Here is a 15615-nt window from a genome sequence, read left to right as displayed (position 1 = left end):
GTTTTTAGGTGATTTACTTAATTTAACTTAACATTTTGATTACTCGGTGATTTAATAGCTGGCATGCGCTTTGCGTAATTAAGAAATATGAATACTGCAACTAAACTACCTTTTGATGAAATGCAGTTAACCGATGGCGCAGTGCGTGAAATCTACGCGCAGTATGCAGATTGGATACGCGATGTGCCTCATCAGCAGCTTGAAAGCAAGCGCCAAGAAGCCGAGCTACTGTTTCGTCGCGTAGGCATTACTTTTAATGTCTACGGTGAAACCGCCGGTGCCGAGCGACTCATCCCTTTTGACGTGATTCCCCGCATCCTCGCTGCTAGCGAATGGGAGCGGCTATCTGCCGGATGTCTCCAGCGCGTGCGCGCCCTCAACATGTTTCTGCATGACATTTACCATAAAAAAGAGATCATTGAGGCCGGCATTGTTCCGGCAAGTATCTTGGCAAACGCTCAATATCGCCCGGAGATGTTTGGTGTTGATGTCCCGCAAAATATCTATGCGCATATCGCCGGTGTAGATATCGTTCGCACAGGTGAAGACGATTTCTATGTACTAGAGGACAACCTGCGAACGCCCTCTGGTGTCTCCTATATGATGGAAGACCGCAAGATGATGATGCGGCTTTTCCCTGAGCTTTTCCGTCGTTATCCGATTGCGCCTGTTGAACATTATCCGCAAGTCTTGTTGAATAATCTGCGCGCTGTAGCGCAGCCGGGTGTGCAAGACCCTGTCGTCGTCATGTTGACACCAGGCGCTTATAACAGCGCTTATTTCGAGCATGCTTTCATCGCACAGCAGATGGGTGTTGAATTGGTTGAAGGGCAGGATCTATTCGTTCGCAATAATGCAGTCTATATGCGCACGACTGAAGGGCCTAAACGTGTGGATGTGATCTATCGTCGTATCGATGATGATTATATTGACCCGCTTAGCTTCAAGCCTGACTCCATGCTTGGCGTTCCGGGGTTGCTTAACGTTTATCGTAATGGTGGTGTGACACTGGCGAATGCGGTGGGCACTGGTGTTGCGGATGATAAAGCGACTTATGTGTATGTGCCAGAGATGATACGTTTCTATCTCGGGGAAGAACCTATTCTTTCCAATGTACCGACGTATCAACTAAGTAAGGAAGATGACCTTAAATATGTACTGGACCATCTACCAGAGCTGGTAGTCAAAGAAGTACAGGGTTCAGGTGGGTATGGCATGCTGGTTGGCCCTGCCGCGACCAAAAAAGAAATAGAAGAGTTCCGTTTGCGTATTCTTTCATCGCCTTCGAATTACATCGCGCAACCTACCTTAGCACTTTCAACCTGTCCGACATTGGTTGAGCAGGGGATTGCGCCGCGTCATGTGGATTTAAGGCCTTTCGTACTTTCAGGTAAAACCGTTACGCTAGTCCCAGGTGCCCTTTGCCGTGTCGCATTACGTGAGGGTTCACTTGTCGTGAACTCATCACAAGGTGGCGGTACCAAAGATACATGGGTATTAGAGCGCTAGATATTTAGGGGAATCTGTTTTTGTTAAGCCGTACAGCTGATCACTTATATTGGATGGCACGCTATATTGAGCGTGCCGAGAACATGGCGCGCGTGTTGGATGTTACCTACAACATGTCGCTAGTGCCGAATGCCGCAGAGAGCGAAGCTGCTTTGTGGCAACCGGCATTGATGATCGCGGGCAATGTCGAAGAGTACGAGAAAGAATATAAAGAATATACCGCGGCAAATATCATCAAATATCTGGCCATGGATGAGAATAATCCTTCCAGCATCTATAGCGCTTTGCGCAGTGCGCGCGAGAATGCACGTTCTGTCCGCGTTGCCTTAACCACCGAGACTTGGGAGAACATCAATACGCTCTGGCTGGAGTTCAGTCAGTTCTTTGGGGCAAACCTTGCTGAGAGTGGACTGAGTGTTTTCTGCGATTGGGTAAAGTCGCGTTCACACCTATTCCGTGGGGTCAGTTTCGGTACCATGTTACGTGATGATGCATTTCGCTTCCTGCGTTTAGGCACTTTCGTCGAGCGTGCAGATAATACGGCACGTTTACTGGATGTGAAGTACCACTTGTTACTACCTGAAGAAGAGGAAGTGGGCGGCGCAGTAGACTATTATGAATGGAGTGCCGTATTGCGCGCAGTATCGGCTTTTCAGGCTTACCAGAAGATATTCAGCGATACCATCGAGCCTTGGCGCGTTGCCGAATTGCTAGTGTTGCGTGAAGATATGCCACGCTCTCTGCATGCCTGTCTTTCCGAGATCACGCCGATTCTGGAGCAACTTTCAGGACGTCGTAATAGCGAATGCCGCAGGCTTGCGGGTGAGCTGCACTCACGCTTACGTTATGGACGTATGGATGATATTTTTCAGGATGGGCTACATGAGTTCCTGACAGATTTCATCGAGAACAATAACACCCTTGGTGGTGAGATCCAGCGCACATTCCTTAACTCACACGGTACTTAATCTGTTGCTTTATCGATTCCCTGTTTTAAGTCTTTCCATATAAAACATCAAAAAGATTGTTTTAACTCCCTCTAGAAATTAAACTGAAGGCATACTGGGTCAGCTATAAGACTATGCTTTTAAATATCGAACATCGTACGCAATATATTTACAGCGAACCTGTCAATTACACCATACAGCAATTGCGCCTCACGCCGCAGGATGGTTTTGGGCAGCATGTGAAGCGGTGGGAGATTCGTGTAAACGGGCATCTGCAGCGCCATGCTGATACGTTCGGCAATATCGTTCACACGCTGGTACTTGATGGTGCACATGATGAGATCACCATTGTTGCCGTGGGTGAAGTCGAGACCGGTGTTGATTCGGCAGCGCATCCAGAAGACAACATACCTTTAGAGTTCTATTTGCGCACTACACCGCTGACGCAGGCAGATGAAGCGATCAAAACATTTGCTGCCAAGACTGTGGGTGGAGCACAAGCGATTGATGCATTAAAGCTTGAGAAGCTCATGAAAGCAGTGATTAAGCATGTGCGTTACAAAAAAGGCACCACCGCGATAGGTACCACCGCTGCCGAAGCATTTGAGCAGGGTGCTGGCGTGGGGCAGGATCAAACCCATGTATTCATTTCTTGCTGTCGCAGTTTGGGGTTGCCCGCGCGGTATGTGAGTGGTTACTTATTTACCCACGATAGCAGCTTGATGGAAAGCCATGCGTGGGTTGATGTTTGTCTGGCAGATACTGGTTGGATCAGCCTTGATGTCTCGAATGCCTGCCGTACCAATGGTATGCATGTTCGGCTCGCGGCTGGTTTGGATTATCGCGATGCCTGCCCCATCAGCGGTGCCCGTGTAGGGGGCGGTGATGAGAAGATGGAAGTGAATGTCATCGTGAACCAGATGCAGCAGTCACAGCAATAGGCCGAGCTTAAGATCTGAGCCAAACTAAATCGCATTTAAGCTTAAATCTAATGATAGTTTTAAATGCGATTGGGGCTCAGGCAACCTGATTAACAAATGGTTAAATTAAAGTAGATAGATCATGCTGAAGAATATCAATTCCCTAGGATTCACTCGCCATGGCGATAAACAGAACTCTGCGTTCTTTGAAGAGTACTTGATTCGCCTGCTCGAAGAGCGTGACCAAATGGGGCTCACATCGCTCATCCATGAAATCGATGCATTGATGATCACGGTTGACCCCGGCCATTCGATCCAGTACATCGCCGAGCTCGCCTTGATGACGCCATACCATTACTTGGTGACACTGGAGAGTGAATCACATTGGACGCACATATTACGCATAGACTTAAATTCACCTGATATTCTCCTGCGTGAGGTCAAAGACCCTAATCTGCGCGGTATTTTCAGATCGCTCAATGAAGTGTACCCAGTCGGCGCGAAAAAACCGAATAGCCGTTATATGGGTGAGATCATCCGTGTCAGCAATCTGCATACTGTGGTGAAGTTGCAGCAGGAGCGTGAGTTCCGTTTCTTTTCTCCAGATGAAGTGCGTAAGCTTGAGTTGCCTGGCAATGTAGCTATCGGCAAGCCTTCCCCTTATACGCATAATATTGTGGGATATCTTGAGCGCCAGCCGGGTGATTTGCGCGTGTACTCGCTAGGCATGAGCGTCATCAATTCTGAAGTACAAGCAGCATATGAGACGTCAAAGAATCTGCAAACCAAGCTGGGAATCGATGAACTATTGTTACCTCTCGACCATCTGGCGACCCGTATCTACAGCCAGAATCGTGAAGTTGCGATTTTAGAATACCTGTCATGGACGAGTTATTATTTTTGGGGTGCGTATAACATCTTTGACCAGAACTCTTCGACCAATGTGACAAAAAGCGTTCATGGAATCCCTGAATCTAAAAGCCCGGCGAAAGTATTTACTGCAAACAATACGCCGTACTTTGTTAATCACCTTGAAAAATTGCCTTCGCCCACTGAGACATTCGTGCGTAACTACGGCCCGCGTTTGCACCATATGGCGATTGCAGTGAAAGATGGTGAGCGGGATGGCACAGAGAATATCGAATATGTGGTTAAATCTATCGCCGAGCAAGGCAAAGGGTTTTTGCTTGACGTGATCGGTTCCAAAGAAGAAGGATTAAAGCAGATATTCTCCAATGCTTCAGAACATTCATCTTTGATCATCGAATACGTGCAGCGTTTTGGCGATTTTGATGGATTCTTCACCAAAGACAATGTGGCCAAACTAACAGAGGCTGCGGGTGTCGAAGAGGGCGTGCAGCAATCTTTTAATTAGTTGCTTCACCTATTGAGTAAAGCGGCTATTGTCTTTTTCTATAGCATCTTTTCTCAAGTGTCTTTTTATCAAGGCTCAATCAAGAGCCGATTAGAATAAACGAAAAATTAACATGACATATTGTGTAGGCATAGTGCTTGAAGAAGGTTTGGTACTGGCATCAGATACCCGTACCAATGCGGGTGTGGATCAAGTCGCCATCTTCCCTAAGATGAATATCTTTGAAGTACGTGGCGATCGCGTGATCGTATTGCTGACGGCTGGTAATCTTGCCATCACGCAATCTGTGGTCAACCAATTACGGGCAGGGGTAAAAGCCGACAAAGGCACGCACTTGCATAATGTGGATAGCATGTTTGATGCAGCCGCCTTGGTCGGCGATGAGATTCGCGCTGCTTTTGACCGCGATGCTGAACACCTTAAAAATCAGAACGCTGAGTTCAGCGCAAATATATTGCTTGCTGGCCAGATCAAAGGCGAGAAGCCGCGTTTATTTCACCTTTACTCCGCTGGTAACTTTATCGAGACCAGCATAGAAACGCCATATTTTCAAATCGGTGAGACTAAATACGGCAAACCGATCATCGATCGTGTTGTGAAAAATAACAGCGATATGATGGATGCCGTGAAATGCGTATTGATCTCCTTTGATTCCACTATTCGCAGTAATGTGTCAGTCGCAGCCCCTATCGACATTATGCTTTACCGTACGGATAGCCTGCATGCAGATTGCCATCAGCGTGTTACAGATAAAGATCCGTATTACACGACGATTAAACAGGGTTGGTCTGAAGGGTTGAAAAAGGTGTTCAGCGAGTTGCCTGTGCCCGACTGGACATTCGAGAAGTAAACCTGTTTATAGCATCGGCATTACGGAAACGCGCACATCGAGGCTGTGATGCCCGCCACCCAGTACGATGCCATGCATGGGCGATATATCGCTAAAATCCCTGCCCCAGGCAACGGTGATATGTTCCTGCTGTACTAAGCAGTTGTTGGTGGGGTCAAAGTCTACCCAGCCGTAAACCGGGCTATACACTGAGACCCACGCATGCGAGGCATCAGCGCCCACCAATCTCGGTTGCCCTTGCGGTGGTGTGGTCAGTATGTAACCACTCACATATCTGCAAGCCAGCCCTAGGCTACGGAGGCAACCAATCATGAAATGCGAGAAATCCTGACACACACCGCGTTTGTTATGGAGCACTTCTGAAAGCGGAGTGCTGACATCGGTAGCATCTGGATCAAATTCGAACTCCTGATAAATGCGCTGTGTTAAGTCAAATGCGGCCTCAATCAATAATCTTCCGGGTGTAAAACTTTGCATGGCGTAGTTTGCCAAGGCCTCACTACACTTGATATTCGGGGAGGGGAATAAAAAAGCCTGTGCCTCAGCATTCTTGTTGTATTCAAGGCGTAATTCATCCCTGACTGATTCCCATGGGCGACTGTTATGCATATCGGCTAACGTGGGTTTGGCAATCAGCTCGATGTCAGATAAAGAGTGGACTGATAGCTCTTTGTGCGGTGTGCGAATCGCAAAGTAGTTGGTGATATTACCGAAATAATCTTGGTTAACTTGTGACTCGGTAGGTGCTGGGTTGATCTCAAGGCGATGCGCAGTGCATGTCTGCGTATAAAAGCTACGCGGTGTCATGTGCAGAAGCTGTTGTGAGAGTGTCACGCTGCTCTCATAGTGATAATGGGTAATATGTGAAACCTGATAGCGCATAACTAAAAATGAAATATCTCTTGTTGTGATATGGATTTTGGCGATATCTCTTGTAATTGTCCGGAATAGCTGAAGAAACGATGGCTTAGGCTATCTGATAGCGCAATGCTGGCACTATAGGTTTCATCCAACCAGTCAATCAGTTCCTGGCTGCCGTGACGTAAATGGATATCTGGATCCATCAGGCGCAAAGCGGCCAAGCGTCCGATGAACTGGCTTTCTCCACCACCGCCATAGGTTGCGGATATCTGGGTCAGGTATTTGATCAGCCCTTTGAGCTGGAATATCATCGCATTCGGATTGTTGTCATCCATCAATAACAGATCAAGCAGCGGTAACCACTCGGCTTGCGCTGCATATCTTGAGCGATAGGTAACGATGCTATCTGTCATCTCAAGTAGCCAGTCCAGATTGCTTTCTGGTGGCATCAGTAAGGCATTACGTAGCAACGTACAGAGAAATTGCAGGCGTTCGATACGTCTGCCGATCGAGAGGAAGCGCCAGCCTTGATCTCGCGTCATGCCATCCAGGGTGAATCCGGCGAGTGTGACGAGTGAAGTGGATGTTTCGTCTAGTACCAGCAATGCATCGCTTAACGTTGGTGCGCTTCTGCTACGGTTAAAACGTTGCGCCATTTGGTTGATGCTACGCCAGTTGTCTATCGATAGGCGTTCGCGCAGGTTGAACGCCAAAGTGAAGAAATCTTGTATATGGCTAGCGATACTTGGAGAGTCCGTCGAGAATGTCCCCGCGATCAGCAGCTTTTCAATTGTTTCGTCATTGAGTTCAGACGAAGGACCAATATCCAATTCATCATCGTCATCTGGCATCAATCCATACCATGTACATAAACTATGCACCGTGCGCCATTCAACAGCGCGGTGATCGCTTGAGAACTCTAATAAACAGCGAATCGCCGTACGCAGTAATCTGGTGTAATGATGATTACGCACACTGTAACGGCCGAACCAGAAAAGATTCTCGACGGTTCGGCTAGATAGATGACTATTGCTGTGCACAAGATCGCGGCTTGATGAAGTCTTTCTCAGCAGGCTCGGGTAATTGGCATCATGCGGTGCGGTAATCCAAGTATCTTTACTCGTGCCGCCACGTTGCATGCTGATGATGCGCTCATCCTGACCGCTGGCAACGCGTGTTAACCCGCCGGGCATGACCACATATCCTTGTGGTGTGGCGCATGCGTACAAACGTAAGCCGATGGCGAGAGAATCTAAAGATTCCGAATCGTCGTAATCCCATACTGGCGCTTGTGAAATCTTGACCTGTTCTTGGGCGACATAGTTTTGTGGATTGGCGCGCAGCTTTTGTATCAGGGCCTCACGCTCATCTGTGGAGAGGTCTTCACCAAAGATCGGGTTTTCATGTATCTGTGGGAATGCAGGTTTGATGACTAAACGGTCAAGGTTTGTGATGACTGTTTCCAATGCCTTCGGTTCACCACACCACCAGGTAGCGACAGATGGCATCAATAAGGATTGCCCTAATAAACGTTTGCATAAGCTAGGCAAGAACCCTAAAAGCGCGCCTGTCTGTAACAGGTTGGAGCCGAGGCTGTTTGCGACGAGTACATTGCCACGCCTTGCCGCCTCAGTCAGCCCCGGAATACCCAATACGGATTCGGGGATTAGCTCTAAGGGGTCACAGTAATCATCATCTAGACGGCGCAAGACAACATGCACCGGTTTAAGCCCTGAAAGCGTTTTCAGCCAGACCACGCCATTGCGTACGGTAAGGTCATTGCCCTGCACCAGTGGGAAACCTAGATAGCCAGCAAGATAGGATTGCTCATGATAGGTCTCGTTATATGGGCCGGGCGTTAGCAGGACAGTGAGTGGTTGTTCACCCGCGCTCAATGGAGGAATCTTTGGGTCTGCAAGACTTTGTTTTGCAGCACATTGCCTGCCCCAGTGCGCGAGGCTATCGCGTAGCGTGGCAAAGAACCCGCTCAGGCGTTGAACGTTCAAATCGCGGAATAATTCAGGGAATGCACTGGAGATGATTAGGCGGTTCTCAAGTGCATAACCTGCACCTGAAGGCGCCTGCGTGCGATCGCCTACGACCCACCAACGTCCGTCAGGTGAGCGTGCAAGATCGACTGCATACATATGTAATGCAAAATTATCTGGATGCTTAATGCCATGGCAGGGACGCAAAAAACCGGAATGACCGTGAATAAGCGCGGGTGGTAATAATCCTTCCTGCATCAGGTTTTGTTCGCCATAAACATCGTTCAATATGGCATTGAGTAATGTCGCTCTTTGGATGACGGCAGCCTCTATCTGCGCCCATTCTTCGTGGGGTAGGATGAAGGGCAGGATATCTAGCCCCCAAGGGCGTTGTACCCCTTTTGTGTCTGCATACACATTATAGGTGACGCCATTTTCACGTACTTGACGGCGTATTGCTTCAACGCGTTGCCGCATCTGCGCTGGCGGCAGTTCTGCCAGCGTATCCATGAGTGCCTGCCAGTGTGCTCTCGGCGTGCCGGTATTATCCAGCAGTTCATCATGACGGTCTTGATGCCAGGAATAGGCATTGAATATCGATTGCTGCATCGAGGCTAATACCTGCGTGACGGCTTGCGCGAATCAGCACCAATCAACCAACGGCTAGGGGTAAGCAAATGGTGCTGAATCATGAGACGGCTTAAGTGAAGCATAGGATTATAGGAAAGCCATGTATAGAAAGGTCACACAAAAAATGGAGGTATGGCTTTCAATATTAAACACCTTGCCACCTCAGGTCTAGCGTGAAAGGAAAACGGGGATTACGTGTTTCCTCTTCGATTTGCATCTTGCCCGGTGTGTGTCCATGGCCCCAAAATCGCGTGAACCTGCGTGCTTCTGCTTCGAGTGCATTCACCGGGAAGGTCGAGTAATTACGTCCGCCAGGGTGTGACACATGATAGGTGCAGCCACCAATGGCGCGTCCGCTCCATGTATCGACCAAATCGAATATCAATGGCACATGTGGCTTAATCGTCGGGTGCAAGGCTGACCAAGGATCCCATGCGCGAAAGCGAACGCCTGCTACATATTCACCTGCGATACCTGTAGGTTGTAATGGCAGTGGGCGGCCGTTGCATGTGACGATATGGCGTGTGTCTGTCAGCCCTCGAACACGTAACTGCATGCGTTCGACTGAGGAATCTACATAGCGAGCTGTACCGCCACCACTCATCTCTTCACCAAGTACGTTCCATGGTTCGATGGCTTGACGTAACTCTAGTTCAACACCTTCATAAGCCACGGTGCCGTAACGCGGGAAGCGGAATTCGATGAAAGGGTCGAACCAGTGTTTCTCGAATTTATAGCCAGCAGTGCGCAGGTCTTTGACAACATCGGCGATATCTTGCGTGATGAAATGCGGCAGCATCCAGCGGTCATGTAGCTCTGTACCCCAATGGATCAGCTTGCCTTGATACGGCTCACGCCAGAAGCGTGCAACCAGCGCGCGCAGGAGCAACATTTGCAGTAAGCTCATGCGTGCATGTGGCGGCATCTCAAATGCGCGGAATTCGACTAATCCCAATCTGCCTGTTGGGCCGTCAGGTGAGTAAAGTTTATCGATGGAGAATTCAGCGCGGTGGGTATTGCCTGTGAGGTCGACAAGCAGATTACGCAATAGCCTGTCTACTAACCAAGGGCGTTCGCTTTCTTTCGTATCAGGCAATACTTTGTCCATTTGCTGGAATGCAATAGACAGCTCGTACAGATTATCATCACGTGCTTCATCTACACGAGGTGATTGGCTGGTGGGGCCGATAAACGTACCAGAGAAGAGATAAGATAATGACGGATGATTCTGCCAGTAGGTAATCAGGCTTTTAAGAATATCCGGACGACGTAACATCGGGCTATCAGCCGGGGTCGCACCACCTAATGTTGCGTGGTTGCCACCGCCCGTACCAGTGTGGCGGCCATCCAGCATGAATTTCTCCGTGCCAAGGCGCGTTTGGCGCGCCTCTTCATACAGTGTGGTGACGTTGCTAACCAGTTCACGCCAGTTACTAGAAGGGTGGATATTCACCTCGATCACACCGGGGTCTGGCGTTACGCTTAATGACTTTATTCTGGCATCGCGCGGCGGCGTGTATCCTTCGAGCCAAAGCTTCATGTTTAAGGTGGATGCCGTATTCTCAACCGCCGTGACAAGTGCCAGATAATCTTCGATACGTGTTAAAGGTGGCATGAATACATGCAAACGACCTTCACGTACCTGTACGCACAATGCGGTCTGGATGACTTCGCGCGGTAGTGGTTTTCCCGGTTTTAAAGTGCTTGTCGTCTTGGTAGATGAAAGTGTTGCGGGTAACTCGTCTTGCTGGTCGAATGGATCAACGGGAAATTCCGGATCCATATCTTTTGGCAACTTCCAAGGGAGTGACGCCAGCGGCAAGCGTAACCCCATGGGTGAATCACCACTCAGCAGGTACAGGTGTTCCCGCTTAAGTGGCCACTTACTTGTCAGCCATGTCGAGGTGGTTTTTTTTGTTTCCTGCGCTTTGATCGGGATGACATAGCCGACGACTTCGCCCAAGCCCGTTTCAAGCAAACGAGCTAATCTTCTGCGCTCTTCACTATCTTTCAGATCAGCTTTTAAAGGATCGATATTTTCAGGGAAGGCTTGTTCCAGTTTTGTTTGCAACAGCACATCTTCATAGGCCGGAATCAGGTATGCGGAAGGCAAGCCCAAGTTTTGTGCCAATAGCAGCGTGAATTTCTCGGTATCACTCGCGGTGTATTGCTCCGGGTTCTTTTCATCAGAGAACAGCGATGGATCTTGCCAGATAGGTTTGCCATCTACACGCCAGAACATATTGATCGCCCAGCGAGGTAACGGTTCTCCCGGGTACCATTTGCCTTGTCCATAATGCAGAAAACCGCCAGTGGCAAAATGTTCTTTTAGACGCAGTGCGAGATTGCCAGCCAGTTCCCGTTTCTTTTCCCCGTGCGCAGTGGTGTTCCACTCAGGCCCTTCCATGTCATCTATCGACACAAACGTGGGCTCGCCACCTTGGGTAAGTCGTACATCCTGTTTCTTAAGTTCGGCATCGACCTTTTGGCCGAGCTTATCGATCTTCAGCCAATCTTCTTCGCTGTAGGGTTTTGTGACGCGCGGGTCTTCATGAATGCGCGTGACTTTCATCTCGTGTTCGAAAGTCACCTCAGCAATATCAGTAAACCCGGTCACAGGCGCAGCCGATGATGGCATAGCCGTACATGCGAGTGGGATGTGGCCTTCACCTGTCATCAAACCAGAGGTCGGATCCAAACCGATCCAGCCAGCGCCTGGCACATAGACTTCAGTCCACGCGTGTAGATCGGTGAAATCGACCTCTGTACCGCTAGGGCCATCAAGTGCTTTGATATCCGCTGTTAGTTGGATCAAATAGCCCGAAACAAAACGCGCAGCCAACCCCAAATTCCGCAATATCTGCACAAGCAGCCATGCACTATCGCGACAGGATCCAGTTCTTAAAGATAATGTCTCCTCCGGGGATTGAACACCGGGCGCCATGCGCAGGGTATAGCCGATATCGTTTTGCAGGCGCTGATTGATCGCCACCAGAAAGTTACCGGTGCCCATATTCTGCGACACTAGTTCAGTTTTGGCGCGCGTTATCCAATTACCGACTAATTCCCCCACGGGTTCTGCTGTCAGGTATTGGCTCAATTCAAATTCAAGCTGTTCTGTGTATTTGAAGGGAAAAGTCTCAGCATATTTCTCTACAAAGAAATCGAACGGATTAATGACAGTCATATCTGCCACTAAATCGACCGTAAATTCCAGCTCACGCACTTTTTCGGGGAATACAAAACGGGCAATGTAATTACCGTAAGGGTCTTGCTGCCAATTGATGAAATGTTTTTCAGGTTTAACGCTGAGCGAATACGACAATATAGGCGTGCGCGCATGGGCTGCGGGTTTTAGCCTGACTTCATGAGGTGACAGATTAACGGGGCGATCAAACTTATAACTCGTTTTGTGGTGCAGCGCGACGCGAATCGCCATATCTTGCCCTTGCCTGTTTATTGGGTATCGCTACAACTCTAGCACAATCAATACCAATCTATCGTTCATATTTACGCCTAAACTTGCAGATGCTTTATCATGTGGGGTTATGGTCTGCGATAGCAGATACTTCTCAGGAAAACGCGTTTTTGGAATCACTGGATTTTATCTTTTCTGCTGATGGGCCCTTGGCAGAGAATATCCCCGGCTATCGCATGCGTACTCAACAACTTGAGATGGCCAAGGCGATCGAGAGTGCTATCAAGGCGGATCAGCAACTGGTCGCTGAAGCCGGCACGGGCACAGGCAAGACTTTCGCCTATCTTATCCCTGCATTATTGTCCGGTGGTAAGGTTATTGTTTCCACGGGCACCAAGACATTGCAGGACCAACTTTTTAACCGTGATCTCCCGGCGGTGCGTGATGCACTGAAAGTCCCCGTGACTGTTGCCATGCTAAAAGGACGTGCCAATTACGTCTGCCATTTCCATCTTGATCGGGCGATGAAAGAGGGGCGTTTTATCTCGCGGGAAGATGCCAATTACGTACACAAGATACAAGCATTCGCCGAGCACAGCGCGACAGGTGATAAAAGCGAGCTGACCGATGTGCCCGAGACGGCAACTATCTGGCCCTCAGTGACTTCCACACGTGACAATTGTCTGGGGCAAGAGTGTAGTTTTTATAAAGACTGCTTTGTGATGGAAGCACGCAAGAAAGCACTGGCAGCCGATGTTGTGGTAGTGAACCATCACCTTTTCTTTGCTGATGTCATGTTGCGCGATGAAGGCGTGACCGAGTTATTACCATCGGCAAACACCGTGATCTTCGATGAAGCCCACCAGTTGCCAGAGATCGCGGGTATCTTCTTTGGCGATGATGTTTCAACTAGCCAGCTAATGGAGTTGGCACGCGATGCCCATGCTGAATTTATTACAACAGCGAAAGATTGTCTCGCATTGCCTGAAGCTACGGCTGCACTGGAAAAATCCGTGCGGGATTTTCGCCTGATATTTGCTTATGAAGGTGCGCGCATGCCTGTGCAGAAAGCATTGGCACTGAATAATTTTGAATCTGCTTATGCCATGATGCAGGAGAAATTAAGCGCATTGACCGAGGTATTGGAATCGCAAGCAGAGCGTGATCCAGCGCTTGAGAGTTGCTGGCAGCGCGGTTTGGCTTTGCAGCAAAAGCTCAATAGTTGGCAAAAGGCTGATAATGCAAATCTGGTGCGCTGGGTTGAAGTGTTCACGCAGTCTGTGCAGTTACATGCAACGCCGCTGTCAGTGGCTGAAGGGTTTGGTAAACAGCTGAATGCGCAGCCGCGTTCTTGGATATTCACTTCTGCAACCCTTGCTGTGAAGAGTGATTTTAGTCATTACCTCGGCCAGATGGGCTTAGGCGATGCGCAGACAGGTTATTGGAATAGTCCTTTTGATTATGGTCAGCAGGCGCTTTTGTATGTGCCACAAAAAATGCCGGAACCAAGCAGTAGCATCTATACAGCCTCTGTCGCAGCAGCAGCTTTGCCTGTGATTCAGGCAAGTGGTGGTCGAGCTTTCGTGCTTTGCACTTCATTGCGAGCGATGCGCGAGATTCATGCATTACTAAAAGAAGCATTCGAAAGCAATGGCATGGAATACCCTTTGCTAATTCAAGGTGATAGCTCTCGTAGCGAGTTGCTTGAACGATTTCGTAAGCTTGGTAATGCTGTTCTAGTGGGTTCTCAAAGTTTTTGGGAGGGTGTCGATGTACGCGGTGAGGCACTTTCTGCCGTTATCATCGATAAATTGCCATTCGCACCACCAGACGATCCTGTATTGGCAGCGCGTATCGACAAGATGAACAGCGAAGGCAAGAATGCTTTCATGGAATACCAGCTGCCTTATGCCGTGATAACACTCAAACAGGGTGCTGGTCGATTGATCCGAGACGAAACTGATCGCGGAGTGTTAATGATCTGCGACCCTAGGTTAATCACCAAGCATTACGGAAAACGTATCTGGCAAAGTTTGCCACCGTTCCGACGTAGCCGAGAATTGGCAGATGTTGAAGCGTTCTTTGTTGAGCAGGCTGAGGCTATATAGGCGTAGGACTTTTCCATTTATCTGGAACAGCATCGGCCAGATAATCGACAAATGTACGCACTTTACGTGTCATCACATGCTGATCAAGAAAAGTGACATAAAAATCCAGCGGTTCAATATCGGCGGTAACAGATTCTTTATGGTCTTTCTTTGGTAGAAACAATGCCTCTAGTTCACCGCGCTGAATAAGCGGCTCAGCTAAGAATGCCCCCAAGCGTGCAATGCCTGCGCCCGCAACCGCCAAATGTGCAATGGCATCGATATCGTTACTGATGATGGATGCATTTAACTCAGGTTCAAAACGTAATCCCTGACGGATGAATCCCCATCGCAGTAGTTTCCCATCCTGCGGTAATCTGAATATCAGGCAATCATGATGCCGCAGGTCTTCCGGTTCCTTAGGTCTTCCTGCACGCGCAAGGTAGGCGGGTGATGCGCACAATATCATCGGTGCAGTGATGATCCGTCTAGCAACCATCCCCAACTCCAGCTGTTGTTTAAAGCGTATGCTGATGTCGATATCTTCTTTGATATGATCGATTCCGTGGTCGGCCATAATCAATTCGATCGAGATGCGTGGGTAGGCTTTAGTAAAAGCAGGAATCAATGGTGCTAACACATGCCGCCCAAAAGCACCTGATGAGGCGATACGAAGTTTCCCCTGTGGCTCACCTTGTATTTCCATCACCGCAGATTTAGCGACTTCCAAATCATGAATGATGCTTTTTACCTGCCGATAATAAAGTTCGCCACTATCCGTCAACGATAGGCTGCGTGTGGAACGATTTAGTAACCTTGTACCCAATGTTTTTTCTAAACGATTGATGTTCTGGCTGGCTGCGGCTGCTGTTATGCCAATCTGGCGTGCTCCAGCCGCGATACTGCCACCTTCCACTGCTTTCACAAAGCTTTCGATACTGCGTAAAGTATCCATAGACATGCTATTTAATAAGTAATCATATTAATAATATTATATTACGACTGAATCAAGGATTGCTTATCTATTCAT

General features: G+C 48.7%; 10 protein-coding genes. 6 read left to right on the top strand and 4 right to left on the bottom strand.

The genetic code is table 11. The features are described 5' to 3' along the window. Positions 1-87 precede the first annotated feature (87 nt). The 5 genes from A7981_RS09125 (at position 88) to A7981_RS09105 (ending at position 5601) form a co-directional block, all read left to right on the top strand. Positions 88-1509, top strand: coding sequence for a circularly permuted type 2 ATP-grasp protein (locus tag A7981_RS09125; RefSeq protein WP_067267275.1), 1422 nt, complete (start codon positions 88-90; stop codon positions 1507-1509). 20 nt (positions 1510-1529) lie between these two features. After that, positions 1530-2477: an alpha-E domain-containing protein gene (locus tag A7981_RS09120; protein ID WP_067267273.1), complete on the top strand. Its 948-nt coding sequence runs from the start codon at positions 1530-1532 to the stop codon at positions 2475-2477. A 113-nt stretch (positions 2478-2590) separates the two neighbouring features. Next, positions 2591-3397 carry a transglutaminase family protein gene (locus tag A7981_RS09115; protein ID WP_067267272.1) on the top strand — a complete coding sequence of 269 codons (807 nt, stop codon included), beginning with the start codon at positions 2591-2593 and terminating at the stop codon, positions 3395-3397. A gap of 121 nt (positions 3398-3518) precedes the next feature. After that, positions 3519-4751: a hypothetical protein gene (locus A7981_RS09110; protein ID WP_067267270.1), complete on the top strand. Its 1233-nt coding sequence runs from the start codon at positions 3519-3521 to the stop codon at positions 4749-4751. 112 nt (positions 4752-4863) lie between these two features. Beyond that, positions 4864-5601, top strand: coding sequence for a proteasome-type protease (locus tag A7981_RS09105; protein ID WP_067267268.1), 738 nt, complete (start codon positions 4864-4866; stop codon positions 5599-5601). A gap of 6 nt (positions 5602-5607) precedes the next feature. Here A7981_RS09105 and A7981_RS09100 read toward each other — a convergent pair whose 3' ends face one another. From A7981_RS09100 to A7981_RS09090, 3 genes are all read right to left on the bottom strand, one after another. After that, entirely contained in the window at positions 5608-6483 is an 876-nt protein-coding gene (locus tag A7981_RS09100) for a transglutaminase family protein (protein WP_067267266.1), read from the bottom strand. Positions 6484-6485: 2 nt separating this feature from the next. Then, entirely contained in the window at positions 6486-9059 is a 2574-nt protein-coding gene (locus A7981_RS09095) for a circularly permuted type 2 ATP-grasp protein (RefSeq protein ID WP_067267264.1), read from the bottom strand. A gap of 166 nt (positions 9060-9225) precedes the next feature. Next, entirely contained in the window at positions 9226-12519 is a 3294-nt protein-coding gene (locus A7981_RS09090; protein WP_067267262.1) for a DUF2126 domain-containing protein, read from the bottom strand. Between the two features lie 149 nt (positions 12520-12668). On the opposite strand from A7981_RS09090, the gene A7981_RS09085 reads away from it, so the two are divergent. Then, the gene (locus tag A7981_RS09085) at positions 12669-14606 is read left to right on the top strand and encodes an ATP-dependent DNA helicase (protein ID WP_067267260.1); all 1938 of its coding nucleotides are present in this window, start codon (positions 12669-12671) and stop codon (positions 14604-14606) included. On the opposite strand, the gene A7981_RS09080 is transcribed toward A7981_RS09085, so the two are convergent. After that, positions 14599-15540, bottom strand: coding sequence for a LysR family transcriptional regulator (locus tag A7981_RS09080; RefSeq protein ID WP_067267258.1), 942 nt, complete (start codon positions 15538-15540; stop codon positions 14599-14601). The genes A7981_RS09085 and A7981_RS09080 overlap by 8 nt on opposite strands. Positions 15541-15615 lie beyond the last annotated feature (75 nt).

The sequence above is a fragment of the Methylovorus sp. MM2 genome (assembly GCF_001648895.1).
GTDB lineage: Bacteria > Pseudomonadota > Gammaproteobacteria > Burkholderiales > Methylophilaceae > MM1.
The sequence above is the reverse complement of the archived record's forward strand: the minus strand, read 5'-3'. Positions and strand labels throughout refer to the sequence as shown.